The 25053-nt window shown below is 61.4% G+C and carries 23 protein-coding genes; 18 read left to right on the top strand and 5 right to left on the bottom strand.

Features of this window, described 5'->3' with window-relative positions; translation table 11 throughout:
- Positions 1-53: 53 nt before the first annotated feature.
- The 4 genes from kdpC to FUU19_RS24730 are packed head-to-tail and all read right to left on the bottom strand — an operon-like array spanning position 54 to position 4515.
- A complete protein-coding gene (gene kdpC, locus FUU19_RS08920) occupies positions 54-623 on the bottom strand; it encodes a potassium-transporting ATPase subunit KdpC (protein WP_230490117.1) in 570 nt (189 codons plus the stop codon).
- Between the two features lie 18 nt (positions 624-641).
- Entirely contained in the window at positions 642-2711 is a 2070-nt protein-coding gene (kdpB, locus tag FUU19_RS08915; protein WP_141970385.1) for a potassium-transporting ATPase subunit KdpB, read from the bottom strand.
- Positions 2712-2737: 26 nt separating this feature from the next.
- Positions 2738-4426 carry a potassium-transporting ATPase subunit KdpA gene (kdpA, locus tag FUU19_RS08910; protein WP_043136574.1) on the bottom strand — a complete coding sequence of 563 codons (1689 nt, stop codon included), beginning with the start codon at positions 4424-4426 and terminating at the stop codon, positions 2738-2740.
- Entirely contained in the window at positions 4426-4515 is a 90-nt protein-coding gene (locus FUU19_RS24730; RefSeq protein WP_016928742.1) for a K(+)-transporting ATPase subunit F, read from the bottom strand. The genes kdpA and FUU19_RS24730 overlap by 1 nt, the downstream gene beginning before the upstream one ends.
- Positions 4516-4956: 441 nt before the next feature.
- On the opposite strand from FUU19_RS24730, the gene FUU19_RS08900 reads away from it, so the two are divergent.
- The 12 genes from FUU19_RS08900 (at position 4957) to nei (ending at position 15258) form a co-directional block, all read left to right on the top strand.
- The gene (locus tag FUU19_RS08900; protein ID WP_004939916.1) at positions 4957-5166 is read left to right on the top strand and encodes a YbfA family protein; all 210 of its coding nucleotides are present in this window, start codon (positions 4957-4959) and stop codon (positions 5164-5166) included.
- Between the two features lie 142 nt (positions 5167-5308).
- Positions 5309-6265 carry a YbgA family protein gene (locus FUU19_RS08895; RefSeq protein ID WP_141970383.1) on the top strand — a complete coding sequence of 319 codons (957 nt, stop codon included), beginning with the start codon at positions 5309-5311 and terminating at the stop codon, positions 6263-6265.
- 15 nt (positions 6266-6280) lie between these two features.
- Positions 6281-7711, top strand: a complete 1431-nt coding sequence (phrB, locus tag FUU19_RS08890) for a deoxyribodipyrimidine photo-lyase (RefSeq protein WP_230490118.1) — start codon at positions 6281-6283, stop codon at positions 7709-7711.
- Positions 7712-7733: 22 nt separating this feature from the next.
- On the top strand, positions 7734-8714 hold the full coding sequence (locus FUU19_RS08885) for an MBL fold metallo-hydrolase (RefSeq protein ID WP_230490119.1): 981 nt from the start codon (positions 7734-7736) through the stop codon (positions 8712-8714).
- A gap of 18 nt (positions 8715-8732) precedes the next feature.
- Entirely contained in the window at positions 8733-9476 is a 744-nt protein-coding gene (locus FUU19_RS08880) for a type 2 GTP cyclohydrolase I (protein ID WP_047568877.1), read from the top strand.
- A 159-nt stretch (positions 9477-9635) separates the two neighbouring features.
- Positions 9636-10292, top strand: a complete 657-nt coding sequence (gene pxpB, locus FUU19_RS08875; RefSeq protein ID WP_071845083.1) for a 5-oxoprolinase subunit PxpB — start codon at positions 9636-9638, stop codon at positions 10290-10292.
- Positions 10286-11218 (top strand): 5-oxoprolinase subunit PxpC, encoded by a 933-nt coding sequence (gene pxpC, locus FUU19_RS08870; RefSeq protein ID WP_230490120.1) that lies wholly within the window; start codon positions 10286-10288, stop codon positions 11216-11218. The genes pxpB and pxpC overlap by 7 nt, the downstream gene beginning before the upstream one ends.
- Positions 11208-11948: a 5-oxoprolinase subunit PxpA gene (gene pxpA / locus FUU19_RS08865; RefSeq protein ID WP_197833010.1), complete on the top strand. Its 741-nt coding sequence runs from the start codon at positions 11208-11210 to the stop codon at positions 11946-11948. The genes pxpC and pxpA overlap by 11 nt, the downstream gene beginning before the upstream one ends.
- A gap of 63 nt (positions 11949-12011) precedes the next feature.
- On the top strand, positions 12012-12743 hold the full coding sequence (locus FUU19_RS08860; RefSeq protein ID WP_142109416.1) for a DUF969 domain-containing protein: 732 nt from the start codon (positions 12012-12014) through the stop codon (positions 12741-12743).
- Positions 12740-13759 (top strand): DUF979 domain-containing protein, encoded by a 1020-nt coding sequence (locus FUU19_RS08855; protein WP_048794597.1) that lies wholly within the window; start codon positions 12740-12742, stop codon positions 13757-13759. The genes FUU19_RS08860 and FUU19_RS08855 overlap by 4 nt, the downstream gene beginning before the upstream one ends.
- Positions 13760-13767: 8 nt before the next feature.
- Entirely contained in the window at positions 13768-14412 is a 645-nt protein-coding gene (gene pcp / locus FUU19_RS08850; RefSeq protein ID WP_141970371.1) for a pyroglutamyl-peptidase I, read from the top strand.
- A 54-nt stretch (positions 14413-14466) separates the two neighbouring features.
- Positions 14467-15258: an endonuclease VIII gene (nei, locus tag FUU19_RS08845; RefSeq protein ID WP_230490121.1), complete on the top strand. Its 792-nt coding sequence runs from the start codon at positions 14467-14469 to the stop codon at positions 15256-15258.
- A gap of 57 nt (positions 15259-15315) precedes the next feature.
- On the opposite strand, the gene FUU19_RS08840 is transcribed toward nei, so the two are convergent.
- Entirely contained in the window at positions 15316-16608 is a 1293-nt protein-coding gene (locus FUU19_RS08840) for a citrate synthase (protein ID WP_016928730.1), read from the bottom strand.
- A gap of 730 nt (positions 16609-17338) precedes the next feature.
- Here FUU19_RS08840 and sdhC point away from each other — a divergent pair.
- The 6 genes from sdhC (at position 17339) to odhB (ending at position 24933) form a co-directional block, all read left to right on the top strand.
- Positions 17339-17728 (top strand): succinate dehydrogenase cytochrome b556 subunit, encoded by a 390-nt coding sequence (gene sdhC / locus FUU19_RS08835; RefSeq protein WP_004939893.1) that lies wholly within the window; start codon positions 17339-17341, stop codon positions 17726-17728.
- On the top strand, positions 17722-18069 hold the full coding sequence (sdhD, locus tag FUU19_RS08830) for a succinate dehydrogenase membrane anchor subunit (RefSeq protein WP_004939891.1): 348 nt from the start codon (positions 17722-17724) through the stop codon (positions 18067-18069). Before sdhC ends, sdhD begins: the two co-directional genes overlap by 7 nt.
- The gene (gene sdhA, locus FUU19_RS08825; protein ID WP_015376974.1) at positions 18070-19836 is read left to right on the top strand and encodes a succinate dehydrogenase flavoprotein subunit; all 1767 of its coding nucleotides are present in this window, start codon (positions 18070-18072) and stop codon (positions 19834-19836) included.
- Between the two features lie 16 nt (positions 19837-19852).
- Positions 19853-20569: a succinate dehydrogenase iron-sulfur subunit gene (locus FUU19_RS08820; RefSeq protein ID WP_195880106.1), complete on the top strand. Its 717-nt coding sequence runs from the start codon at positions 19853-19855 to the stop codon at positions 20567-20569.
- Between the two features lie 275 nt (positions 20570-20844).
- A complete protein-coding gene (gene sucA / locus FUU19_RS08815) occupies positions 20845-23652 on the top strand; it encodes a 2-oxoglutarate dehydrogenase E1 component (RefSeq protein ID WP_025301881.1) in 2808 nt (935 codons plus the stop codon).
- A gap of 63 nt (positions 23653-23715) precedes the next feature.
- On the top strand, positions 23716-24933 hold the full coding sequence (odhB, locus tag FUU19_RS08810) for a 2-oxoglutarate dehydrogenase complex dihydrolipoyllysine-residue succinyltransferase (RefSeq protein WP_033637469.1): 1218 nt from the start codon (positions 23716-23718) through the stop codon (positions 24931-24933).
- Positions 24934-25053 lie beyond the last annotated feature (120 nt).

Below are 25053 nucleotides of genomic sequence, written 5' to 3'. Positions count from 1 at the left end.
AGCAAAAAGGGGTTCGGCATGCCGAACCCTATCACTATGCTGAATACGGCGCGTTACTTCAACGCATCCAGCGCCAGGTTCAGCTTCAGCACGTTGACCACCGATTCCCCCATGAAGTTGGGCGTGGCCCGATCGGTGTTGTCTTCGATCAGTTTAGCTATCTGTTCCGGTGGCAGATGACGCGCCGCCGCGACCCGTGCCAGTTGATACTGTGCGGCGGCGATCGAGATCTGCGGATCCAACCCGCTGGCGGAGGCGGTCAGCAGATCGATCGGGATCGGGCCGCTCATCGCAGGGTTGGCCTGGCGCAGCTGCGCTGCGCGCTCGGCGATAGCCTTATCCAGCGCCGGGTTGGTGGCCGCCAGGTTACTGCCGGCGGAGGCCAGTGGATTATAGGCCGAATCGCCGGTGGCCGATGGGCGACCCCAGAAATAGTCGGCGCGCGTAAAGTTCTGGCCAATCAGCGCGGAGCCGACCGCTTTGTCGTCCCGGTACAGCAGCGAACCGTTGGCCGCCCCTGGAAACAGCAGCTGCGCCAGCCCGGTGGTCAGCAGCGGATAGGCGATGCCGGTGATCAGCGTCAGCAGGATCAGCATCACCAGCGCAGGTCGTAAATACGTCATGTTCATTTCCCTCAATGGTTAACCGGCGACGTGCAGCGCGACCAGGATCAGGTCGATCAGTTTGATGCCGACGAACGGCACCAGCAGGCCGCCGACCCCGTACAGCCACAGGTTGCGGCGCAGCAAGGCCGCGGCGCTCATCGGTTTGTAACTCACCCCTTTCAACGCCAGCGGGATCAGGAACACGATCACCAGGGCGTTGAAGATCACCGCCGACATGATGGCGGAGGCCGGGGAGTGCAGGTGCATCACGTTCAGCGCGTTCAGCTGCGGATAGGTGGCCGCGAACGCCGCCGGAATAATGGCGAAGTATTTGGCCACGTCGTTGGCGATGCTGAAGGTGGTCAGCGAGCCGCGCGTCATCAGCATCTGTTTGCCGATGTGTACCACTTCGATCAGCTTGGTCGGGTTGGAATCCAAATCGACCATGTTGCCCGCCTCTTTGGCGGCTTGGGTGCCGGAGTTCATTGCCACCGCCACATCGGCCTGCGCCAGCGCCGGGGCGTCGTTGGTGCCGTCGCCGGTCATCGCCACCAGGCGGCCTTCCGCCTGGTACTGACGGATCAGCGCCAGCTTGGCTTCCGGCGTGGCTTCCGACAGGAAGTCGTCCACCCCGGCTTCGGCGGCGATCGCCGCCGCGGTCAGCGGGTTATCGCCGGTGATCATCACCGTTTTGATGCCCATCTTGCGCAGCTCATTGAAGCGTTCTTTGATGCCGCCCTTGACGATATCCTTCAACGCCACCACCCCCAGCACCCGGGCGCCTTCCGCCACCACCAGCGGCGTGCCGCCGGTGCGCGCCACGCTTTCCACCAGATCGTCCACCGCCCGCGGGAAGTGCCCCTGATTGGATTCGACGTGACGGCGAATGGCATCCACTGCGCCTTTGCGGATCATGCGCTCCTGCACGTTGACGCCGCTCATGCGGGTCTGGGCGGAGAAGGGCACGAAGGTGGCGTTCAGCGCCTGCAGATCGCGTTCGCGCAGGTTGAAGCGCTGTTTGGCCAACACCACGATGCTGCGGCCTTCCGGCGTTTCGTCCGCCAGCGAGGCCAGCTGCGCGGCGTCCGCCAGTTCTTGCTCTTTCACGCCCGGCGCCGGCAGGAACTCCGAAGCCTGGCGGTTGCCCAGCGTGATGGTGCCGGTTTTATCCAGCAGCAGCACGTCCACGTCGCCGGCGGCTTCCACCGCGCGGCCGCTGGTGGCGATCACGTTGGCGCCGAGCATGCGGCTCATCCCGGCCACGCCGATGGCGGACAGCAGGCCACCGATGGTGGTGGGGATCAGGCAAACCAGCAATGCGACCAGCACGGTGATGGTGACCACGCTGCCGCTGCCGGCTGCTTCCACGCTGTATTGCGAGAACGGGAACAGGGTGGCGGTGGCCAGGACGAACACGATGGTCAGCGCCACCAGCAGGATGGTCAGCGCGATCTCGTTCGGCGTTTTGCGGCGCTTGGCGCCTTCCACCATGGCGATCATGCGATCGAGGAAGGTTTCCCCCGGGTTGACGCTGCACTGTACCACCAGCCAGTCGGACAGCACGCGGGTGCCGCCGGTGACCGAGGAGAAGTCGCCGCCGGATTCGCGGATCACCGGGGCGGATTCGCCGGTGATGGCGCTTTCATCTACCGAGGCGCCGCCTTCCAGCACTTCGCCGTCGCACGGGACGGTATCGCCGGCTTCCACCAGTACGATATCGCCTTTGCGCAGGCTTTCGGCGGCCACTTTCTCCGTGGCGCCGTCGCGGCGCGGGCCGGCCAGCTTTTTCGCCCAGCTGGTTTTCTTGGTGCCCCTCAGGCTTTCCGCCTGGGCTTTGCTGCGGCCTTCGGCCAGCGCCTCAGCGAAGTTGGCGAACAGCACGGTGAACCATAACCACAGGGCGACGCTGCCGGTAAAGGCGGCGGCGCCGTCGGTTTGGCCGGTGAGGATCGCCAGCCAGATGGCGGTGGTCAGAATGCTGCCGATATACACCACGAACATCACCGGGTTGCGCCATTGAACGCGAGGATCCAGTTTTTTCACCGCATCGATCAGCGCGGTGCGCACCAGGGCGGGTTCAAACAGCGCGCGTTGTTTGCGAGTCATCTCTTATTCTCTCTCTGTGACGTCGGTTAGTTTGCCAACCAAAGCTGCAAATGCTCGGCCACCGGGCCCAGCGCCAGCGCCGGCACGAAGGTCAGTGCGCCCACCAGCAATACGGTGCCGATCAGCAGGCCGATAAACAGCGGCCCATAGGTCGGCAGGGTGCCGTTGCCCGCCGGCTGGCGTTGTTTGGCGCTCAGCGAACCGGCGATCGCCAGCACCGGCAGGATCACCCCGAAGCGGCCGACAAACATGGCGAAGGCCAGCAGCAGGTTGTAGAACGGCGTATTGACGCTCAACCCGGCGAAGGCGCTGCCGTTGTTGTTGGCGGCGGAGGACAGGGCGTACAGCACTTCGCTGAAGCCGTGGGCGCCCGGGTTGAGGATGCCGGCGCGGCCCGCGTCGGTGCCGATGGCCAGCGCGCTGCCCAGCAACACCAGCGTCGGCGTGACCAGGATCGCCAGCGCGGTCATCTTCATGTCGTAAACGTCGATTTTCTTGCCCAGATATTCCGGGGTGCGGCCGATCATCAGGCCGGCGATAAATACGGTCAGCAGCACGAACAGCAGCATGCCGTACAGGCCGGAGCCGACGCCGCCGAACACCACCTCACCGATCTGCATCAGCCACATCGGCACCATGCCGCCCAGCGCGGTGAAGGAGTCGTGCATGGCGTTGACCGCCCCGCAGGACGCGGCGGTGGTCACCACCGAGAACAGGCTGGTGGCGAGAATGCCGAAGCGTGACTCTTTGCCTTCCATATTGATGTTGCTGTCGGCGCCCAGCGCGCTCAGGTGCGGGTTGCCCGCCAGCTCGGCGACCATCACCACCACCACCGCCACCACGAAGATCAGCGCCATCGCCCAGATCAGCGCGTGGCCCTGGCGGTTTTCACCGGCCAACTGCCCGAAGGAGAAGCACAGCGCGCAGGGGATCAGGAAGATGGCCAGCATCTGCACGAAGTTGGTCAGCACGGTTGGGTTCTCGAACGGGTGCGCCGAGTTGGCGCCGAAGAAGCCGCCGCCGTTGGTGCCGAGCATTTTGATCGCTTCCTGCGAGGCCACTGGCCCCATCGGCAGCGTTTGCTGCGCGCCTTCAAGCGTGGTGACGTGCAGGTAAGGCAGGAAGTTTTGCAGCGTGCCCTGGCTGACGAAGAACAGGGCGATCAGCAGCGCGATCGGCAGCAGCACATACAGCGTGATGCGGAACAGATCGGCCCAGGCGTTGCCGACGGTCTTGCCGGCGCGGCGGGTAAAGGCGCGGATCAGCGCAAAGGCCACGGCGATGCCGGTGGAGGCGGAGACGAAGTTCTGCACCGCCAGCCCGGCCATCTGGCTGAAATAGCTGAGGGCGCTTTCGCCGCTGTAGGCCTGCCAGTTGGTGTTGGTGACGAAGCTGACGGCGGTGTTGAGCGCCAGATCCCAGGAGAGGCCCGGGAAGCCTTGCGGGTTGAGCGGCAGCGAGCCCTGCGTCATCAGCAGGGCGAACAGCAACGCCAGGCCGAGCAGGTTGAACGCCAGGATTGCCAGCGCGTACTGCCACCAGTTCATCTCGGTGGCGCGGATGCCGCAGGCGCGCCAGACGCCGGCTTCCACCCCGCGCAGCGCAGGCAGCGGCTCACCTTCGATCAGGCGCGCCATAAAGCCGCCCAGCGGCCGGGCCAGCAGCAGAAGCACCAGCAGGAAGCTGGCGATCAGTAAAAAGGCTGAAGCCGCCATCAGAAATCCTCCGCGTTAAACAGGGCGTAGACCAAATAGGCCAACAGCAGCAGAACCAACAGCGCACCACCAATAACGCTGAAACTCACGGGACACCTCCAGAGGTGTTGTTTTTGATAGAGGCAGTGTAGGGAGCGGGGTAGAAAGAAGATGAAAAAATCGCGCGGGCGGGTGTAAAAAAAGTATAAAAATGGCTGAAATTTCAGCGGAAATTCAGCATTTCAACCATCAGGGCGGTGGCGAGGTTGCCCCCGATGGGGCAGGGAGGACGCACGTAAGCGGGAAATAACGAACCGGATAATAACCACAATGTAACCCATGGTAAGTTAAAAATTAACCTGGTTGTAACAAAATTACGAATCGTTGCGGCGATTAGCGATTTTTTGTGCGATTTAGTGGTCGGATGAGTAGTAAACTTTCATCAAGTGCGCTAAAATTTTGCTCAGTTACCAAATTACCGATTGTTCATTTGATACGCCGACGCCGTTTTCCCTGACAAATCAACGGCAGGCGTTTTTAAGGAGGTTCGCATGTCTACTACCTATCACGCTTATTCACTGCATCGGATTCTCCTGCGCCGCAGCGCAGTGGTTATCGCGGGCATTTTGGCCCTGCCGGTGATGCTGTTCCGCAGCGATCGCGGGCGTTTTTACAGCTACCTGCACCGCGTCTGGTCAAAAACCAGCGATAAGCCGGTCTGGCTGCAGCAGGCGGAACTGGCGTCCTGCGATTTCTACTGAGTCGCTGCCGATTCACGAAAAAACCCTCGCCCTGCGGCGGGGGTTTTTTTATGCCTTTGGCCGCCCCTATCAAGCGCAAGGTCGTATTCGGCAAGCCATTCTTCTACACTTTCCTCATCGGCCAACAACACGGGAGAGCGGTATGAGCGACAAGATCCCTATCGGCATCAGCGCCTGTTTACTGGGCGAGACGGTGCGTTTCGACGGCGGCCACAAGCGGCTGGCCTTTGCGGTGGAACAGTTGGCGCCCTATGTGCGCTTTGAGCCCGTTTGCCCGGAAATGGCGATCGGGCTGCCTACGCCGCGCCCGGCGCTGCGCCTGGTGAAACAGGCGCAGCCGTGGCCAGCGATGCGCTACAGCAACGACGCCGGCGTGGATCTGACCGAGGAGATGCGCGGCTTCTCCGCGCAGCGCGTGGCGGCCTTGCAGCATCTTTGCGGGTACATCGTCTGCGCCAAGTCACCGAGCTGCGGCCTGGAGCGGGTGCGGGTCTACAGCGAAAACGGCAAGGACTCGCGTAAAAACGGCGTCGGGCTGTTTACCGCCGAACTGCTGCGCCAGATGCCGTGGCTGCCGGTGGAAGAAGACGGACGATTGCAGGACGCGGCACTGCGGGAAAACTTCATTGAACGGGTATACGCGCTGTACGAGCTGAACATGCTGTGGCGTCAGGGGCTGACCCGCGGCGGGCTGATCGCGTTTCACAGCCGCTACAAGCTGTCGCTGCTGGCGCATTCGCAGCCGGCGTATCGCGAGCTGGGGCGCTTCGTCGCCGATATTCACCGCTGGGACTCGCTGGAGGCCTTCGCCGTGGAATACCGCAGCCGCCTGATGGCGCTGTTGGCGCACAAGGCGACGCGGCGCAACCACACCAACGTGTTGATGCACGTGCAGGGCTATTTCCGCCGTCAGCTCAGCGCGACGCAGCGCCAGGAGCTGGCGCACCTGATCGACCGCTACCGGCAGGGCATGCAGCCGCTGCTGGCACCGATCGCGCTGCTCAAGCATTACATGGCGGAATACCCCGATCGCTATCTGGCGGAACAACGCTATTTCGAACCTTACCCGGAGGCGCTGCGTTTGCGTTACGGCCATTGATTGACAAGGAGTTTTATGACCACGCATCTGGTCTGGTTGCGTAACGATCTGCGTATCACCGACAACAAAGCCCTGCACGCCGCCTGCAGCGATCCCGAAGCCCGGGTGCTGGCGGTGTTTATCGCCACGCCGCAGCAGTGGCGGCAACATGAGATGGCGCCGCGACAGGCGGCGCTGATCCACGCCAGCCTGGAGGCGGTGCAGCAGGCGCTGGCGCAAAAGGGCATTGCGCTGCATTGCCATGCCTGTGCGGACTTTGCCGCGTCGATCGACTGGCTGGCGGACTATTGCGAGCGGGAGCAGGTGGATGCGCTGTTTTACAATCGCCAGTACGAACTGAACGAACGGCGGCGCGATGTGCGGCTGGAACAGCGGTTGAGCGAGCGGGTGAGGTGCCACGGTTTCGATGACAGCCTGCTGTTGCCACCGGGCAGCGTGCTCACCGGCGGCGGCGAGATGTACAAGGTCTATACGCCGTTTCGCAACGCCTTTCTTCAGCGCCTGACCGAGTCCGACGTGAGCTGCCTGCCGGCGCCGCAGACCCGCGCCGGTGGCGCGTTACCCATGCCTGAGATGCCGGCGGCGTTTGATTATCCCACGGCAGACATCGGGGATGGCTATCCCGCCGGTGAGGAGGTCGCGCTGCAGCGGCTGCGCGCCTTTTGCCGCGAGCAGGTGCAGGATTACCTCCGGCAGCGCGATCTGCCCGCCCTCGCCGGCACCAGCAGCCTGTCGCCCTATCTGGCGATCGGTGCGCTGTCGCCGCGCCAGTGCTTCAACCGCCTGCGCGCCGAATGCCCGCAGCTGCTGGAAGATCGCGAGAGCGGCGCTTTCGCCTGGCTGAACGAGCTGATTTGGCGCGAGTTCTACCGCCATCTGCTGGTGGCCTATCCCGAGCTGTGTCGCCATCGGCCGTTTATCGCCTGGACGGACAAGGTGAGCTGGTGCGATGACGCGGCGAAGCTGCAGGCCTGGCAGCGGGGCGAAACCGGCTATCCGATCGTCGATGCCGCCATGCGCCAACTGAATGCCACCGGCTGGATGCACAACCGGCTGCGCATGATCAGCGCCAGTTTTCTGGTGAAAGATCTGCTGATCGACTGGCGCGCCGGGGAGCGCTATTTCATGTCGCAATTGCTGGACGGGGATCTGGCGGCCAACAACGGCGGCTGGCAGTGGGCGGCCTCCACCGGCACCGACGCCGCGCCGTATTTCCGCATCTTCAACCCGACCACCCAGGGTGAACGTTTTGATCCACAAGGCACTTTTATCCGTAAATGGTTGCCGGAACTGGCGGATGTGCCCGACAATGACATCCATCATCCCCATCGCTGGGCGGAAAAGCAGCGATGCCCGCTGAACTATCCGCTGCCGATCGTCGATCACAAGCAAGCGCGTGTAGAGACGCTGGCGGCGTTCGAGGCGGCAAAACGGGGAGAGTCTTGAGGCAACTGCAAGGAGCGACGTAATGATGAAAAAGGTGCTGGCCCTGTGTCTGAGCGGCTATTCCGCGCTGGCGATCGCCGGCTTTGACGTGGTGGCGCTGGGCGTCGACGGCGGCGTCAGCGACGGCAACCTGACTTCCTACCTGATCCGCAGCGACAATCAGCCGCAGTATGTGGCGCTGGACGCCGGTTCACTGCTGCCGGGCATCGCCAAAGGGCTGGAGAGGGGCAGCTTCCCGCAGGTGACGCCCGAGCTGGCCGCGCCATACACGCCGCAGGGCTATGTGTTCCGGCAGTTGATCGGCAGTTACTTTATCAGCCACGGCCATCTGGACCACGTGGCGGGGCTGATCGTCGGCTCGCCCGAGGACAATAAAAAAACCGTTTACGCCCAGGCGGACACCGTGCTGACCCTGCGTAATCACTACTTCAACTGGAAGGCCTGGCCGAACTTTACCGACGCCGGTAACGGCTCGCGGTTGGGCACCTACCGGCTGCAAACGGTGCGGCCGCAGCAGCGGTTTACCCTCGGCCTGACCGGGTTGACCGGCGTGATGTACCCGCTCAGCCACGATCGCTACCCGTCGTCGATGCTGCTGATTTCCAACGGCAGCGAGTTCTTTGCCTACTTCGGCGATACCGGGCCGGATAAGGTGGAGCAGTCACGCGATCTCGATACCGTCTGGCGCACGCTGGGGCCGCTTGTCGAGCAGAAAAAGCTCAAAGGTATGATTATCGAAACCTCGTACCCCAACGGGGTGGAGGATAAACATTTGTACGGCCATTTGACGCCGGCCTGGCTGCTGAAGGAGCTGAAGAACCTGACGCAGTACAGCGGCGGCGATGGCTCGCTGAACGGTTTGCCGGTGGTGATCAGCCACATCAAGCCCAGCCTGAAGCAGGGCGAAGACACGCGCGCCACCATTGCGCAACAGCTGGCGCAGGGCAACGATCTGGGCGTGAAATTCATCCTGATGGCGCAGGGCGACCGGCAGACATTTTGACTATGAAGAGAGAAGAGAATGCGTAACCTCGATCTGGAACAACTGATCAACACGGAACTGAACGCCGCGGCGTTTCAGGACTACGCCCCCAACGGATTGCAGGTAGAAGGCCGCCCACACGTGCAGCGCATCGTGACCGGCGTCACCGCCTGTCAGGCGCTGCTGGACGCCGCGGTGGCGCATCAGGCCGACGCGATTATCGTGCACCACGGCTATTTCTGGAAAAACGAGGCGCCGGCGGTGCGCGGCATGAAGCGCAATCGCCTGAAAACGCTGCTGACCCACGATATCAACCTGTACGGCTACCACCTGCCGCTGGACGCGCATCCGGTGCTGGGCAACAACGCGCAGCTGGCGCAGGCGCTGGGCATTCGGGTGATTGGCGACGTTGAGCCGCTGGTGCCGCACGGCGAATTTGAACAGCCGCTGACCGGCGAAGCGCTGCAGCAGCGTATCGAAAATCGGCTGGGGCGCGCGGTGCTGCACTGCGGTGATAACGCGCCTGAGCACATTCGCCGGGTGGCCTGGTGCACCGGCGGCGGTCAGGGCTTTATCGACAGCGCGGCGCGTTTCGGCGTCGATGCGTTCATCAGCGGTGAAGTGTCTGAGCAGACCATTCACAGCGCGCGCGAAATGGGCGTACATTTCTTCGCCGCCGGTCACCACGCCACCGAGCGCGGCGGCGTGAAAGCGTTGGGGGACTGGCTGGCCCAGCACCACGGCTTTGATGTGACCTTTATCGATATCCCGAATCCCGCCTGATTTTTTTCTTCCCCGGATCCAGCCCGGCCTGTGCGCCGGCTGAATCCTTTTATCGCGCTATTTCCTTATTTTCCTTATGGTTGCGTTCTATTGACAGCCGGGGCCGCGTCACGCATAACTGGTGTGTTTTTCATCGCGATAATAATAAGGAGAATAAGGGTGCAACAAGCACGTTATTACCTGTTGGGTGAGAGAGCGGTAGTGCTTGAACTGTCGCCGCCGGTGACCTTACCGAGCCAGCAGCGCATCTGGGCGCTGGCGGAAAAGCTGAATCACCACCCCGACGTGCGGGAAGTGGTGCCGGGGATGAATAACCTGACGCTGTTGCTGCATACGCCGCAGGCCGACGCCGAAGCGATGCTCGCATTGCTGCAGCAAGGTTGGGAAAGCAAAGAGAGCCTGACGCCGGAATCGCGCCAGGTGGATATTCCGGTGGTCTACGGCGGGGAGCAAGGCCCCGATCTGGATGACGTGGCGCGCCATACCGGCATGACGCCGCGGCAGGTGGTGGAATGCCACGCGGCGGCGGCCTACGTGGTCTATTTCCTCGGTTTTCAGCCGGGCTTCTCCTATTTGGGCGGCATGCCGGAACAACTGGCGACGCCGCGCCGCGCTGAGCCGCGTCTGGCGGTGGCGGCCGGCTCCGTCGGCATCGGCGGCGGCCAGACCGGCATCTATCCGCTGGTGACGCCCGGCGGCTGGCAACTGATTGGCCGCACGCCGCTGGCGCTGTTCAATCCGCATGAAATGCCGCCGACGCTGCTACGCCCGGGCGATAACGTGCGCTTCGTGCCGCAGAAGGAGGGCGTATGCTGATTATTCTGCGTGCCGGCATCTATACCACGGTGCAGGATTTGGGCCGCGAGGGATTCCGCCGCCTGGGCATCAGCACCGGCGGGGCGCTGGATCAACCGGCGCTGAAGATCGCCAACCTGCTGGTGGGCAATGCGCCTGAGGCCGCCGGGCTGGAGATCACCCTCGGTCAGTTCAGCGCCGAGTTTACCCGCTCTGCCTGGATCGCCCTGACCGGCGCCGGCTGCGACGCGCAGCTGGACGGCAAGCCGCTGTGGACCGGCTGGCGCTACCCGGTGAAAAAGGGGCAGCGGCTGGCGTTGGGCACGCCGAAACGCGGCATGCGCAGCTACCTGGCGATCTCGGGCGGTATCGCCGTGCCGGAAATGCTGGGCTCGTGCAGCACCGACATGAAAGCCGCCTTTGGCGGCCACGAAGGCCGTAATCTGAAAGACGGCGATCGGCTGCCGCTGGGCAAATCTGCCGCTCAACCGCAACATCGCTGCGGCGTGAAACAGCTGCTGTTCACCAACCGCATCCGCGCGCTGCCGGGGCCGGAGTACGCCGAATTCAGCGAAGAGGCGCAGGATACGTTTTGGCGCACCGCCTGGCAGCTCAGCCCGCAGAGCAACCGCATGGGCTACCGCTTGCACGGCGGTACGCCACTGGAGCGCACCACCGACCGCGAGATGCTGTCGCACGGCCTGCTGCCCGGCGTGGTGCAGGTGCCGCACAACGGCCAGCCGATCGTGCTGATGGCCGATGCGCAAACCACCGGCGGTTACCCGCGTATCGCCTGCGTGATCGAAGCCGATCTCTACCACTTGGCGCAGATCCGTCTCGGCGAACCGATCCACTTCGTTCTCTGCTCACTGACGGAGGCGCAGCGCGCCAAAGCCGAGCAGGATCTCTTCCTTCGACAGATTGCCTGGGGGTTACATGATCGTTGATTTGAACGCCGATCTCGGTGAAGGCTGCGCCAACGATCAGGCGCTGTTGCAATTGGTGAGTTCGGCCAACATCGCCTGCGGCTTCCACGCCGGCGATGCGCAGACCATGCGTCAATCGGTGCGCTGGGCATTGCAGTACGGCGTGGCGATCGGCGCCCACCCGAGTTTTCCCGATCGGGAGAACTTCGGCCGCACCCGCATGCAGCTGCCGCCGGAAACGGTGTACGCGCAGGTGGTGTATCAGCTCGGGGCGCTGGCGGCCATCGCCCGCGCCGAGGGTGGGGTGATGGTGCACGTCAAGCCGCACGGCATGCTGTATAACCAGGCGGCGGTTGAACCGGCGCTGGCGGAAGCGATCGCCCGGGCGGTGCAGGCGGTCGATCCGGCGTTGCGGCTGGTGGGGCTGGCCGGCAGCGAACTGATCCGCGCCGGGGAAAAACTCGGCCTGACCACTCGGCAAGAGGTGTTCGCCGATCGCGGCTATCAGGCCGACGGCACGCTGGTGCCGCGCGGTTTGCCGGGGGCGCTTATCGAGGACGACGAACACGCGCTGGCGCAAACCCTGGAGATGGTGCGCCACCACCGGGTGCGCAGCGTGGATGGCGTCTGGGCCGCCGTTCAGGCGGAAACCGTCTGCCTGCACGGGGACGGCGAGCATGCGCTGGCGTATGCGCGCAAGCTGCGGGACAGTTTTGTTCAGCAGGGCATCCGCGTCAGCGCGGAGCAGTAAAAGCAATAAAGCAAGACACAACATCACAAGCAAAAAACTATTAGAAAATATCGAGGGAAGACTATGGAACAGGCCGTGAATCTCTGGCCACTGATCGGCATCGCCGCCATCGTGGTCGGGTTTGTATTGCGTTTCAACCCGGTGCTGGTGGTGATCGCCGCCGGCATCATCACCGGTTTGGCGGCGCTGATGCCGCTGGACGTCATTCTGGAAAAGCTCGGCGAGGGCTTTCTCAACACCCGTAACCTGCCTCTGATCCTGCTGCTGCCGCTGGCGGTGATCGGCCTGCTGGAGCGCCACGGGCTGAAAGAGCGTGCGCAGGCGTGGATCGCCAAGATCAAAAGCGCCACCGCCGGCCGTTTGCTGATCGTGTACCTGTTCGTGCGCGAGATTACCGCGGCGATGGGGCTGACCAGCCTGGGCGGGCATCCGCAGATGGTGCGGCCGCTGCTGGCGCCGATGGCGGAAGGGGCAACGGAAAACCGCTACGGTGAGCTGCCGGAGCGTACCCGCCACCGCCTGCGCGCCATGTCGGCCGCGACCGACAACGTCGGGCTGTTCTTCGGCGAAGATATCTTCGTGGCCTTCGGTGCGATCATCTTCATGCACAACTTTATGCTGGAATCGGGCGGTATCCAGACCGAGCCGCTGCATATCGCGCTGTGGGGCATTCCGACCGCGATTTTCGCTTTCCTGATCCACGCGTTCCGGCTGTATCGGATGGATAAACAGCTGAGCGCCGAGCTGGCGCAGCTTAATCAGGCGGCGCTGCAGGTGAAGGGGGAGGCACGATGAACTTCCAGCAACAATATCTCTACTGGCTGGCCGGCGCGGTGCTGCTGATTGTGGCGGTGATGTCCTTCCGCGATCGCGCGAACCCACGCCGCATCACCACCGGGCTGTTTTGGGGGTTGTACGGCCTGGTATTCCTGGTCGGCGACTGGACTTACCGGCTGCTGGGCGACGTACTGGGCGAGGGCAGTAACGAGAAACGCATGCTGCACATCATCGTTGGCGGGGTAGTGGTGGTGATGGCCCTGATTGCCGGCTTCGGCGGCGTGCGCCTCGGCAGCTATCATCAGCGAACGCCGCAGGAGCGCGAGGCCAGCGCCAAGCGTTTGGGCAACAAGCTGTTTATCCCCGCACTGGCGATCCCGGTGGTGACGGTGATCGGCGTGCTGCTGTTCAACAACATTCCGGCGTTGCAAAGCGCGGTGTTCGGCAGCGGTAACCACGCGACGCTGATCACGCTGTTCTCGATGACCGTCGGCTGCCTGATTGGCCTGGCGATCGCGGTGAAAATGACCCATGAGAAGGCGTTGCAGCCGGTGCAGGAAGCGCGGCGCCTGCTGGATTCGATCGGCTGGGCGTTCATTCTGCCGCAGATCCTCGCCACGCTGGGTCTGCTGTTTACCGTCGCCGGCGTTGGCACCGCGATCTCGCATTTGACCCAGGAGTATCTGGCGGTCGATAACCGCTTTATCGCCGTGGCGGTCTACGCTATCGGTATGGCGGTGCTGACCATGGTGATGGGCAACGCCTTCGCCGCTTTCCCGATCGTTACCGCCGGCATCGGCATTCCAATCCTGGTGTTGCAGCACGGCGGCAACCCGGCGGTGATGGCGGCGATCGGCATGTTCTCCGGCTATTGCGGCACCCTGATGACGCCGATGGCGGCGAACTTCAACATCGTGCCGGCGGCGCTGCTGGAGCTGCCGGACAAGAATGCGGTGATCAAGGCGCAGGTGCCGACTGGCGTGCTGCTGCTGTTGGTTAACGTGTTCCTGCTGTATTTCCTGATGTTCCTGTAGGAGTAAGGATGCAAAACGTATTGATTACCGGCTTTGAGCCGTTTGGCGGCGAGCGCCTTAACCCCTCCTGGGAAGTGGTGAAGCAGCTCAATGATATGGAGCTGGTCGGCACACGCATCGTGGCGCGCCAGCTGCCGTGCGTGTTCGGCGCGGCGCTGGAGGCGCTCAATGCGGCGATCGACGAGGTGCAGCCGGTGATGGTGTTGGCTATCGGCCAGGCCGGCGGCCGCACCGATATCACGATTGAGCGGGTGGCGATCAACGTCGACGATGCGCGTATCCCCGACAATCAGGGGCAGCAGCCGGTGGACGAGCCGATCGTCGCCGGCGGCCCGGCGGCTTATTTCAGCACCTTACCGATCAAGGCGATGGTCAGTTCGATGCGCGAGGCCGGCATTCCGGCCGCCGTTTCGCAGACTGCCGGCACCTACGTGTGCAACCATGTCATGTATGGGCTGCTGCACCGTTTGAGCGGCCAGCGCGAGGTCAAGGGCGGGTTTATTCATATCCCGTACCTGCCGGAACAGGCGGCGGCGCACCCTGGTGCGCCGAGCATGGCGGCTTCGACGGTGTTGTTTGCTCTGGAGCTGGCCGTTTCCATCGCTTTGCAGGTGGAACACGACCTGAAAGTGGTGGGCGGCGCGACGCATTAATCAAGATAATCCCCGGCGCACCGGGCTGCGCCGGGCCTACGCAAGGAGTGGTCTATGCCGGAAGGACCGGAGATTCGCCGGGCGGCGGACAAACTGGCGGCGGCGGTGATCGATCAGCCACTGACCGCCGTCGATTTCGCTTTTCCCCAGCTGAAACACTACCGTCAGCGTCTGCTCGGCGAGCGCATCGTCGCTATCGAGGCGCGCGGCAAGGCGCTGCTGACCCATTTCTCCAATGGGCTGACGATGTACAGCCACAACCAGTTGTACGGCGTGTGGAAAGTGGCGGCGGCCGGGGAGACGCCGGAGACCAAGCGCGATCTGCGGGTGCGGCTGGAAACCGCCCGCAGCGCGATATTGCTCTACAGCGCTTCCGACATTACCGTCGGGCCGCGCGAGGAAATAGAACAACACCCGTTTTTGCAACGCATCGGCCCTGACGTGTTGGACATGTCGCTGACGGTAGATGATGTGGCGGAGCGGTTGCTGACGCCGCGTTTTCGCCGCAGGCAGCTGGGCGGCATGCTGCTCGACCAGGCGTTTCTCGCCGGATTGGGCAATTATCTGCGCGCCGAAATCCTGTGGCAGGCCGAACTGGCGCCGCAGCACAAACCGCAGGATCTGATGCCAGAGGCGCTGCGCCACCTGGCGGAGGCATTGCTGGCAGTGCCGCGCCTTTCCTACCAGACGCGTGGGCAGGCGGATGACAACCGTCATCACGGCGCGCTGTTTCGCTTCAAGGTATTTCATCGCAGCGGCGAGCCCTGCGAACGTTGTGGTGGGATGATCGTGCGCACCGAGCTGTCGTCGCGGCCGTTTTATTGGTGCCCGGGCTGCCAGAAATAGCTAAAAAAAACGCCGCCCGAAGGGGCGGCGCTGTGCGGTTTCAGCCGGGAAAGCGGCTTACTTGTTTTTCAGCTGGGATTTGAAATCACGCTCGGCATAGCCGGTGTACAGCTGGCGCGGACGGGCAATTTTGATGCCTTCGTCGTGCATTTCGTTCCAGTGGGCGATCCAGCCGATGGTGCGTGCGATGGCGAAGATCACGGTGAACATGGAAGAAGGAATGCCCATCGCCTTCAGGATGATGCCGGAGTAGAAGTCGACGTTTGGGTACAGTTTCTTCTCGATGAAGTACGGGTCGTTCAGCGCGATGTGTTCCAGCTCCATCGCGACCTGCAGCAGGTTGTCGTCTTTCTTGTTCAGCTCTTTCAGCACTTCGTGACAGGTTTCGCGCATCACGGTAGCGCGCGGATCGTAGTTCTTGTACACGCGGTGGCCGAAGCCCATCAGGCGGAAGGAGTCGTTCTTGTCCTTGGCGCGCTTGATGAATTCCGGAATGTGCTCGACGGTCTTGATCTCTTCCAGCATTTTCAGCGCCGCTTCGTTGGCGCCGCCGTGCGCCGGTCCCCACAGGGAGGCGATGCCGGCCGCGATGCAGGCGAACGGGTTGGCGCCGGAAGAGCCGGCGGTGCGCACGGTTGAGGTAGAGGCGTTCTGCTCATGGTCGGCGTGCAGGATCAGGATGCGATCCATGGCGCGTTCCAGCACCGGGTTCACCACGTATTCTTCGCACGGGGTGGCGAACATCATGTGCAGGAAGTTGCCGGCATAGGACAGATCGTTGCGCGGGTAAACGAACGGCTGGCCCAGGGAGTATTTGTAGCACATCGCGGCCACGGTCGGCATTTTGGACAGCAGACGGAACGCGGTGATTTCACGGTGACGCTCGTTGTTGACGTCCAGCGCATCGTGGTAGAACGCCGCCAGCGCGCCGGTCACGCCGCACAGCACCGCCATCGGGTGCGAGTCGCGACGGAAACCACGGAACAGATGGGTGATCTGGTCGTGGATCATGGTGTGGCGGGTTACGGTCGTCTTGAAGGTCTCGAACTCTTCCGGCGTTGGGGTCTCGCCGTACAGCAGGATGTAGCACACTTCCAGGTAGGAAGACTCTTTCGCCAGCTGCTCGATAGGGAAGCCGCGGTGCAGCAGCACGCCTTTGTCGCCGTCGATGAAGGTAATCTTGGATTCGCAAGAAGCGGTGGAGGTAAAGCCGGGATCAAATGTGAAATAACCTTTGGAACCCAGAGCGCGGACATCGAGGACATCAGGGCCCAGTGTCGGTGTCAATACGCCCAGTTCGATCGGAGCTTCGCTGTCGTTAATGGTTAGCGTCGCTTTCTTATCAGTCATTTACTGTCTCCTTAGCGCCTTATTTTAAAAACCACTAACAACTGAAATACCTTAAATCTCTGCAGGTTGCCCGCAAAAAAATGGTGCGGACGCTAACTCTGTGAGCGACTGCGCAACTGTGCGCGGGTAGGGTACAGAGTGCTGACCAGGCGAACGAGACGGGTGACCAGTTGTTAACGATTCATAGTAATTCGTTATAGTCTGTTAATCTTACCTATGAGCTGTTCGAAGAGATGTGAACCTATCCCAATAAACTGTTTTTATTTGCTTTCTTTGCTTTTTGACGCCGGCAAAATCGAGCGGGAAACAACGGCTATTGGGATAGGTTCGCCAAATACACTGTTGCATAACTCGAACCCGGGGGGAAGTGTATCTGCTGACCCGTAGCGCATCATAGGACCGTTTGTGCCCCTATATGTAATGGAAATGTTGATCTCTTGTCAAATCAGATAATTAATTTTGCACTAATTGTGAAATCCGTGATCTGAATCACTGTTCGGGGGAAATGTTATCAAAGCGGTTGTATGAGAATTGTAATCAGAATGTGATCCTCCTATACTGCCGCCAGGTCTCCGGATTACCCTGAAGTAGGAGCACCCAGCGTTATAAATGCGCGCCGTTTGAGCACAGAGGATGTTGATGTTTGAGCGCGTGACGTGTAAGGGTTTTAGGCTCTTAACGCTGTCTGATCCCCGCCCAGGCCCGGAGGAAGGAAAATAATAAGAGCTGTGTGGGCAAATACGTGAAAAAACAACGACCTGTCAACTTGGATCTGCAAACGATCCGGTTCCCCGTAACTGCGATAGCGTCTATCTTACACCGAGTCTCTGGCGTAATTACCTTCGTTGCCGTGGGTATCCTCCTCTGGCTGCTGGGCCTGTCACTCTCTTCCCAAGAGGGGTTCCTGCAGGCGGCCGCCATCATGAATAGCTTCATCGTCAAATTCATATTCTGGGGCATCCTCACGGCGCTGGCCTATCACATTTGCGGTGGCATCCGTCACTTGTTAATGGATTTTGGCTACATCGAAGAGAGTTTGGCCGCCGGTACCCGTTCCGCCCAGGTGGCGATCGGTCTGACCGTCGTGCTGTCAGTTCTGGCTGGAGTCCTCGTATGGTAAACAACGTTTCTGCATTAGGGCGCAACGGCGTGCACGATTGGCTGCTGCTGCGTGCTTCCGCGATCATCATCACCCTGTACGTCCTGTATATCCTGGGCTTTTTCGTCACGGCTCCGGAACTCACTTATGACATCTGGCGCGGTTTCTTCGCCACTTCCATTACGAAAGTGTTCACTCTGCTGACCTTGCTGTCGATTCTGGTGCACGCCTGGATCGGGCTGTGGCAGGTGCTGACGGACTACGTCAAGCCGCTGGCGGTTCGCCTGGTGTTGCAGCTGGCTGTCGTGGTCGCGTTGCTGGTCTATTTACTGTACGGAACAATCGTAGTGTGGGGTGCTTAAATGAAACTGCCAGTCAGAGAGTTTGATGCCGTCGTAATCGGCGCCGGCGGTGCGGGCATGCGTGCCGCGCTGCAAATTTCCCAAGCGGGCTCGACCTGTGCCCTGCTGTCCAAAGTTTTCCCGACCCGTTCCCATACCGTGTCCGCACAGGGCGGCATCACCGTCGCGCTGGGCAACAGCCACGAGGACAACTGGGAATGGCATATGTACGACACGGTGAAAGGGTCCGACTATATCGGTGACCAGGACGCCATCGAATATATGTGTAAAACCGGCCCGGAAGCGATTCTGGAACTGGAACACATGGGCCTGCCGTTCTCTCGTCTGGACGACGGCCGCATCTATCAGCGCCCGTTCGGCGGCCAGTCGCTGAACTTCGGCGGCGAGCAGGCGGCGCGTACCGCAGCCGCAGCCGACCGTACCGGCCACGCGCTGCTGCACACCCTGTACCAACAGAACCTGAAAAACCACACCACCATCTTCTCCGAGTGGTATGCGCTTGATCTGGTGAAAAACCAGGACGGCGCGGTGGTCGGCACCACGGCTATCTGCATCGAAACCGGTGAAGTGGTTTACTTCAAAGCCAAGGCCACCGTGCTGGCGACCGGCGGCGCAGGCCGTATTTACCAGTCCACCACCAACGCCCACATCAACACCGGCGACGGTGTCGGCATGGCGCTGCGCGCCGGCGTACCGGTGCAGGACATGGAAATGTGGCAGTTCCACCCGACCGGCATCGCCGGCGCGGGCGTGCTGGTGACCGAAGGCTGCCGCGGCGAAGGCGGTTACCTGCTGAACAAACACGGCGAGCGCTTCATGGAGCGTTATGCGCCGAACGCCAAAGATCTGGCGGGCCGCGACGTGGTTGCCCGTTCGATCATGATCGAAATCCGCGAAGGCCGCGGCTGCGACGGTCCTTGGGGCCCGCATGCCAAGCTGAAGCTGGATCACCTGGGTAAAGAGGTGCTGGAATCCCGTCTGCCGGGCATCCTGGAACTGTCGCGCACCTTCGCGCACGTCGATCCGGTGAAAGAGCCGATCCCGGTTATCCCAACCTGTCACTATATGATGGGCGGCATTCCGACCAAAGTGACCGGCCAGGCGCTGACCGTGAACGAGAAAGGCGAAGACGTGGTGATCCCGGGGCTGTTCGCCGTGGGCGAAATCGCCTGCGTATCGGTGCACGGCGCCAACCGCTTGGGCGGCAACTCGCTGCTCGACCTGGTGGTGTTCGGCCGTTCCGCCGGCATGCACCTGCAGGAATCGCTGGAAGAGCAGGGCGTGAGCCGTGACGCCAGCGACTCCGACGTGGAAGCCTCGCTGGACCGTCTGAACCGTTGGAACAACACCCGTTCCGGCGAAGACCCGGTCGAAATTCGCAAAGCGCTGCAGTCTTGCATGCAGCACAACTTCTCGGTATTCCGCGAAGGCGATGCGATGGCCAAGGGCCTGGAAGAACTGAAAGTGATCCGTGAACGTCTGAAGAACGCACGCCTGGACGATACCTCCAGCGAGTTCAACACCCAGCGCATCGAATGCCTGGAGTTGGATAACCTGATGGAGACCGCGTATTCCACCGCCGTGTCGGCCAACTTCCGTACCGAGAGCCGTGGCGCACACAGCCGCTTCGACTACCCGGAACGCGATGACGCCAACTGGCTGTGCCATTCGCTGTATCTGCCGCAATCGGAAAGCATGACGCGTCGTGAAGTGAACATGCAACCGAAGCTGCGCCCGGCATTCCCGCCGAAAGTGCGTTCTTACTAATTGCGGAGATCGACAGATGAAACTCGAATTTTCCATTTATCGCTACAACCCGGATGTCGACGACGCCCCGCACATGCAGGATTACACCCTGGAAGCGGAAGAAGGTCGCGACATGATGCTGCTGGATGCGTTGATCCAGCTGAAAGAAAAAGACCCGACCCTGTCGTTCCGTCGCTCATGCCGTGAAGGCGTGTGCGGTTCCGATGGCCTGAACATGAACGGTAAAAACGGCCTGGCGTGCATCACCCCGATTTCGTCGCTGCGTAAAGGCAACGCCAAGATCGTGATCCGTCCGCTGCCGGGCCTGCCGGTGGTGCGCGATCTGGTGGTGGATATGGGCCAGTTCTATACCCAGTATGAAAAGATCAAGCCATACCTGCTGAACGACGGCAAGAACCCGCCGGCGCGCGAGCACCTGCAGTCGCCGGAGCAGCGCGCCAAGCTGGACGGTCTGTACGAGTGCATTCTGTGCGCCTGCTGCTCGACCTCTTGCCCATCGTTCTGGTGGAACCCGGACAAGTTCATCGGGCCTGCCGGTCTGTTGGCGGCGTATCGCTTCCTGATCGACAGCCGTGACACGGAAACGCAAGAACGTTTAGATGATCTGGACGACGCTTTTAGTGTTTTCCGCTGCCATAGCATTATGAATTGTGTCAGTGTATGTCCTAAAGGCTTGAACCCGACGCGTGCGATCGGGCATATCAAGTCCATGCTGCTGCAACGCGGCGCATAAACGGAATGAGATGCTGCGCCGGGCTCTTTTCCGGCGCACATCCCATAGGGGAGGGAACCTCTAAAAACTGACCCGCGGCTGCGGCGCTATGCAGCCTGGTTCTTCCGCCGGTTTTTAGAGGTTCCTTGTAAGGGACCGCAAGGTCCATAACAGAACGTATCGGGCCGTCATGGCCGCAAGTACGTCGAGTGAACCGTTTTACGGCAAACCGTATTCATCACGGTAATTATGTTAACCACGGCGAAAACTAAAGCTTCAAAGCTTAAGGGATCATGATGCAGAACGGCGCAATGAAGGCCTGGCTGGATTCCTCCTATCTGGCGGGCGCGAACCAGTCTTACATAGAGCAGCTCTATGAAGACTTCTTAACCGATCCGGGTTCCGTTGAAGATAGCTGGCGTTCCATTTTTCAACAGCTACCAACCGCGGGTGTCAAACCCGATCAGCTTCACTCTCAAACGCGCGATTACTTCCGCCGCCTGGCGAAAGACTCCGCGCGCTACAATACCACCATCACCGATCCGGAAACCGACGCCAAACAGGTCAAGGTACTGCAGCTGATCAACGCCTTCCGCTTCCGCGGGCATCAGCATGCCAACCTCGATCCGCTCGGCCTGTGGCAGCGCGAGCAAGTTCCTGACCTTGATCCCGCTTATCACAACCTGACCGAAGCCGATTTCCAGGAAACCTTCAACGTGGGCTCTTTCGCCATCGGCAAAGAAACCATGAAGCTGGGCGATCTGTACGCCGCGCTGAAGCAGACCTATTGCGGGTCGATCGGCGCTGAGTACATGCACATCACCAACACCGAAGAGAAACGCTGGATCCAACAGCGCATCGAGTCGGTGGTGGGGCGCGCCAGCTTTACCGCCGACGAAAAACGCCGTTTCCTGAACGAGCTGACCGCGGCGGAAGGCCTGGAACGTTACCTGGGCGCCAAATTCCCGGGTGCCAAACGCTTCTCGCTGGAAGGCGGCGACGCGCTGGTGCCGATGCTGAAAGAGATGGTGCGCCACGCCGGTAAGAACGGCACGCGCGAAGTGGTGTTGGGCATGGCCCACCGCGGCCGTCTGAACGTGCTGATCAACGTGCTGGGCAAAAAGCCGGCCGATCTGTTCGACGAATTCGCCGGCAAGCATAAAGAACACCTCGGCACCGGTGACGTGAAATATCACCAGGGCTTCTCTTCCGACGTGGAAACCGAAGGCGGCATGGTTCACCTGGCGCTGGCGTTCAACCCGTCGCACCTGGAGATCGTCAGCCCGGTGGTCATGGGCTCGGTACGCGCCCGTCGCGATCGTCTGGACGAAGCGCGCAGCAACATGGTGCTGCCGATCACCATCCACGGCGACGCCGCCATCACCGGCCAGGGCGTGGTTCAGGAAACCCTGAACATGTCTCAGGCTCGCGGCTACGAAGTGGGCGGCACCGTGCGTATCGTCATCAACAACCAGGTTGGTTTCACCACCTCCAACCCGCTGGATGCGCGCTCTACCGAATATTGCACCGACATCGCCAAAATGGTTCAGTCGCCGATCTTCCACGTTAACGCGGACGATCCGGAGGCCGTGGCCTTTGTCACCCGCCTGGCGTTGGATTTCCGTAACACCTTTAAGCGTGACGTGATGATCGATCTGGTCTGCTACCGTCGCCATGGGCACAACGAGGCCGACGAGCCGAGTGCCACCCAGCCGGTGATGTATCAGAAGATCAAGAAACACCCTACGCCGCGCAAAATCTACGCTGACGTTCTGACCGAGCAGAAAGTGGCCAGCCTGGAAGATGCCACGGAAATGGTCAACCTGTACCGCGACGCGCTCGACCGCGGCGATTGCGTGGTTGAAGAGTGGCGTCCGATGAACCTGCACTCCTTCACCTGGTCACCGTACCTGAACCACGAGTGGGACGAAGAGTACCCGAGCAAGGTTGAGATGAAGCGCCTGCAGGAGCTGGCACGTCGCATCAGCACCGTGCCGGAAGCGATCGAAATGCAGTCGCGCGTGGCGAAAATCTACGCTGACCGCGCCGAGATGGCGGCGGGCAACAAGCCGTTCGACTGGGGCGCTGCCGAAACGCTGGCTTACGCGACCATGGCGGATGAAGGCATCCCGATCCGCATCTCCGGTGAAGACGCCGGCCGCGGCACCTTCTTCCACCGTCATGCGGTGGTGCACAACCAGAAAAACGGTTCCGTCTACGTTCCGCTGGCGAACATCCACAGCGGCCAGGGCGAATTCAAAGTCTGGGACTCCGTGCTGTCTGAAGAAGCGGTGCTGGCGTTCGAATACGGCTACGCCACGGCGGAACCGCGCACGCTGACCATCTGGGAAGCGCAGTTCGGTGACTTCGCCAACGGCGCACAGGTCGTTATCGACCAGTTCATCAGCTCCGGCGAGCAAAAATGGGGCCGTATGTGCGGCCTGGTGATGCTGCTGCCGCACGGCTATGAAGGCCAGGGCCCTGAGCACTCTTCCGCGCGTCTGGAACGCTATCTGCAGCTGTGCGCAGAGCAGAACATGCAGGTGTGCGTCCCGTCTACGCCGGCGCAGGTTTACCATATGCTGCGTCGTCAGGCGCTGCGCGGTATGCGCCGTCCGCTGGTGGTGATGTCGCCGAAGTCGCTGCTGCGTCACCCGCTGGCGATTTCTTCGCTGGACGAGCTGGCCAACGGCACCTTCCTGCCGGCGATCGGCGAGATCGACGACTTGGATCCGAAAGCGGTCAAGCGCGTCGTGCTGTGCTCCGGCAAGGTCTACTACGACCTGCTGGAACAGCGTCGCAAGAACGAGCAGAAAGACGTGGCCATCGTGCGTATCGAGCAGCTGTATCCGTTCCCGCATCAGGCCGTGCAGGCCGTGCTGGAACAATACTCGCACGTGCATGATTTCGTCTGGTGTCAGGAAGAGCCGCTGAACCAGGGCGCCTGGTACTGCAGCCAACACAACTTCCGTGAAGTGGTGCCGTTCGGGGCTTCTTTACGTTACGCAGGACGTCCGGCCTCCGCCTCTCCGGCGGTGGGCTATATGTCCGTACACCAGAAGCAGCAGCAGGCTCTGGTGAACGACGCGCTGAATATTGACTAATGTTCGCTCGCTTGCCGGCCGAGGGCCGGCAAGCAGATGATAAAAAACTTAAGGGAAAGCTAAATGAGTAGCGTAGATATTCTGGTTCCTGACCTTCCTGAATCGGTTGCCGATGCGACCGTAGCCACCTGGCACAAAAAACCGGGCGACAGCGTGCAGCGTGATGAAGTCCTGGTTGAAATCGAAACCGACAAAGTCGTGTTGGAAGTGCCGGCCAGTGAAGCGGGCATTCTCGATGCTATCGTGGAAGAAGAGGGCGCGACCGTACTGTCTCGCCAGCTGCTTGGCCGCATCCGTCCGGGCGATAGCTCCGGCAAGCCGACCGCTGAGAAGAGCCAGGAGAAAGAAGCCACGCCTGCACAGCGCGCTACCGCGAGCCTGGAAGAAGAAAGCAATGACGCGCTCAGCCCGGCGATTCGCCGCCTGATCGCCGAACACGACCTCGATGCCGGCGCCATCAAAGGCACCGGCGTGGGTGGCCGCATCACGCGTGAAGACGTGGAAGCGCACCTGGCCAAAGGCGGCGCCGCTGCCAAACCGGCCGCTGCTGCTGAAGCCGCACCGCAGCCTGCTCTGGCCGGCCGCAGCGAAAAACGCGTGCCGATGACCCGCCTGCGCAAACGCGTCGCCGAGCGTCTGCTGGAAGCGAAGAACAGCACCGCGATGCTGACCACCTTCAACGAAATCAACATGCAGCCGATCATGGACCTGCGCAAGCAGTACGGCGAAGCCTTCGAGAAGCGCCACGGCGTGCGTCTGGGCTTCATGTCCTTCTACATCAAGGCCGTGGTTGAAGCGCTGAAGCGCTTCCCGGAAGTGAACGCGTCGATCGACGGTTCCGACGTGGTTTACCACAACTACTTCGACATCAGCATCGCGGTTTCTACTCCGCGCGGCCTGGTGACGCCGGTACTGCGCGATGTGGACGCCATGAGCATGGCTGACATCGAGAAGAAAATCAAAGAGCTGGCCGTTAAGGGCCGCGACGGCAAACTGACCGTTGAAGAGCTGACCGGCGGTAACTTCACCATTACCAACGGCGGCGTATTCGGCTCCCTGATGTCCACTCCGATCATCAACCCGCCGCAGAGCGCCATCCTGGGCATGCACGCCATCAAAGATCGCCCAATGGCGGTCAATGGTCAGGTGGTGATCCAGCCGATGATGTATCTGGCGCTGTCTTATGACCACCGCCTGATCGACGGTAAAGAATCCGTCGGTTATCTGGTGACGGTCAAAGAGATGCTGGAAGATCCGGCTCGTCTGCTGCTGGACGTCTAGTAACCCTTGCCGGGCGCGGCATGCCGCGCCCGCACTCTGTGCTATGTGGCCGGAAAACCATGCGGTTTACCGCGTAATAATGGTCCGGCTAAAAACCTTCAGAACTGAATGGATAGAACA

It is taken from the genome of Serratia montpellierensis (assembly GCF_020858655.1).
Lineage (GTDB): Bacteria > Pseudomonadota > Gammaproteobacteria > Enterobacterales > Enterobacteriaceae > Serratia > Serratia montpellierensis.
Note: the sequence above shows the minus strand (reverse complement) of the source record. Positions and strands in the feature narration are given on the sequence as shown.

Bases quoted from the DNA above. Each gene is read 5' to 3' on its own strand.
- kdpA (WP_043136574.1), bottom strand. From the start codon at position 4,426: ATGGCGGCTTCAGCCTTTTTACTGATCGCCAGCTTCCTGCTGGTGCTT.
- FUU19_RS08900 (WP_004939916.1), top strand. From the start codon at position 4,957: ATGTCTACTACCTATCACGCTTATTCACTGCATCGGATTCTCCTGCGC.
- FUU19_RS08895 (WP_141970383.1), top strand. From the start codon at position 5,309: ATGAGCGACAAGATCCCTATCGGCATCAGCGCCTGTTTACTGGGCGAG.
- kdpC (WP_230490117.1), bottom strand. From the start codon at position 623: ATGACGTATTTACGACCTGCGCTGGTGATGCTGATCCTGCTGACGCTG.
- odhB (WP_033637469.1), top strand. From the start codon at position 23,716: ATGAGTAGCGTAGATATTCTGGTTCCTGACCTTCCTGAATCGGTTGCC.
- pcp (WP_141970371.1), top strand. From the start codon at position 13,768: ATGCAAAACGTATTGATTACCGGCTTTGAGCCGTTTGGCGGCGAGCGC.
- FUU19_RS08820 (WP_195880106.1), top strand. From the start codon at position 19,853: ATGAAACTCGAATTTTCCATTTATCGCTACAACCCGGATGTCGACGAC.
- sdhA (WP_015376974.1), top strand. From the start codon at position 18,070: ATGAAACTGCCAGTCAGAGAGTTTGATGCCGTCGTAATCGGCGCCGGC.
- FUU19_RS08880 (WP_047568877.1), top strand. From the start codon at position 8,733: ATGCGTAACCTCGATCTGGAACAACTGATCAACACGGAACTGAACGCC.
- sucA (WP_025301881.1), top strand. From the start codon at position 20,845: ATGCAGAACGGCGCAATGAAGGCCTGGCTGGATTCCTCCTATCTGGCG.
- sdhD (WP_004939891.1), top strand. From the start codon at position 17,722: ATGGTAAACAACGTTTCTGCATTAGGGCGCAACGGCGTGCACGATTGG.
- pxpC (WP_230490120.1), top strand. From the start codon at position 10,286: ATGCTGATTATTCTGCGTGCCGGCATCTATACCACGGTGCAGGATTTG.
- pxpA (WP_197833010.1), top strand. From the start codon at position 11,208: ATGATCGTTGATTTGAACGCCGATCTCGGTGAAGGCTGCGCCAACGAT.
- nei (WP_230490121.1), top strand. From the start codon at position 14,467: ATGCCGGAAGGACCGGAGATTCGCCGGGCGGCGGACAAACTGGCGGCG.
- FUU19_RS08840 (WP_016928730.1), bottom strand. From the start codon at position 16,608: ATGACTGATAAGAAAGCGACGCTAACCATTAACGACAGCGAAGCTCCG.
- FUU19_RS08885 (WP_230490119.1), top strand. From the start codon at position 7,734: ATGATGAAAAAGGTGCTGGCCCTGTGTCTGAGCGGCTATTCCGCGCTG.
- kdpB (WP_141970385.1), bottom strand. From the start codon at position 2,711: ATGACTCGCAAACAACGCGCGCTGTTTGAACCCGCCCTGGTGCGCACC.
- FUU19_RS08860 (WP_142109416.1), top strand. From the start codon at position 12,012: ATGGAACAGGCCGTGAATCTCTGGCCACTGATCGGCATCGCCGCCATC.
- phrB (WP_230490118.1), top strand. From the start codon at position 6,281: ATGACCACGCATCTGGTCTGGTTGCGTAACGATCTGCGTATCACCGAC.
- FUU19_RS08855 (WP_048794597.1), top strand. From the start codon at position 12,740: ATGAACTTCCAGCAACAATATCTCTACTGGCTGGCCGGCGCGGTGCTG.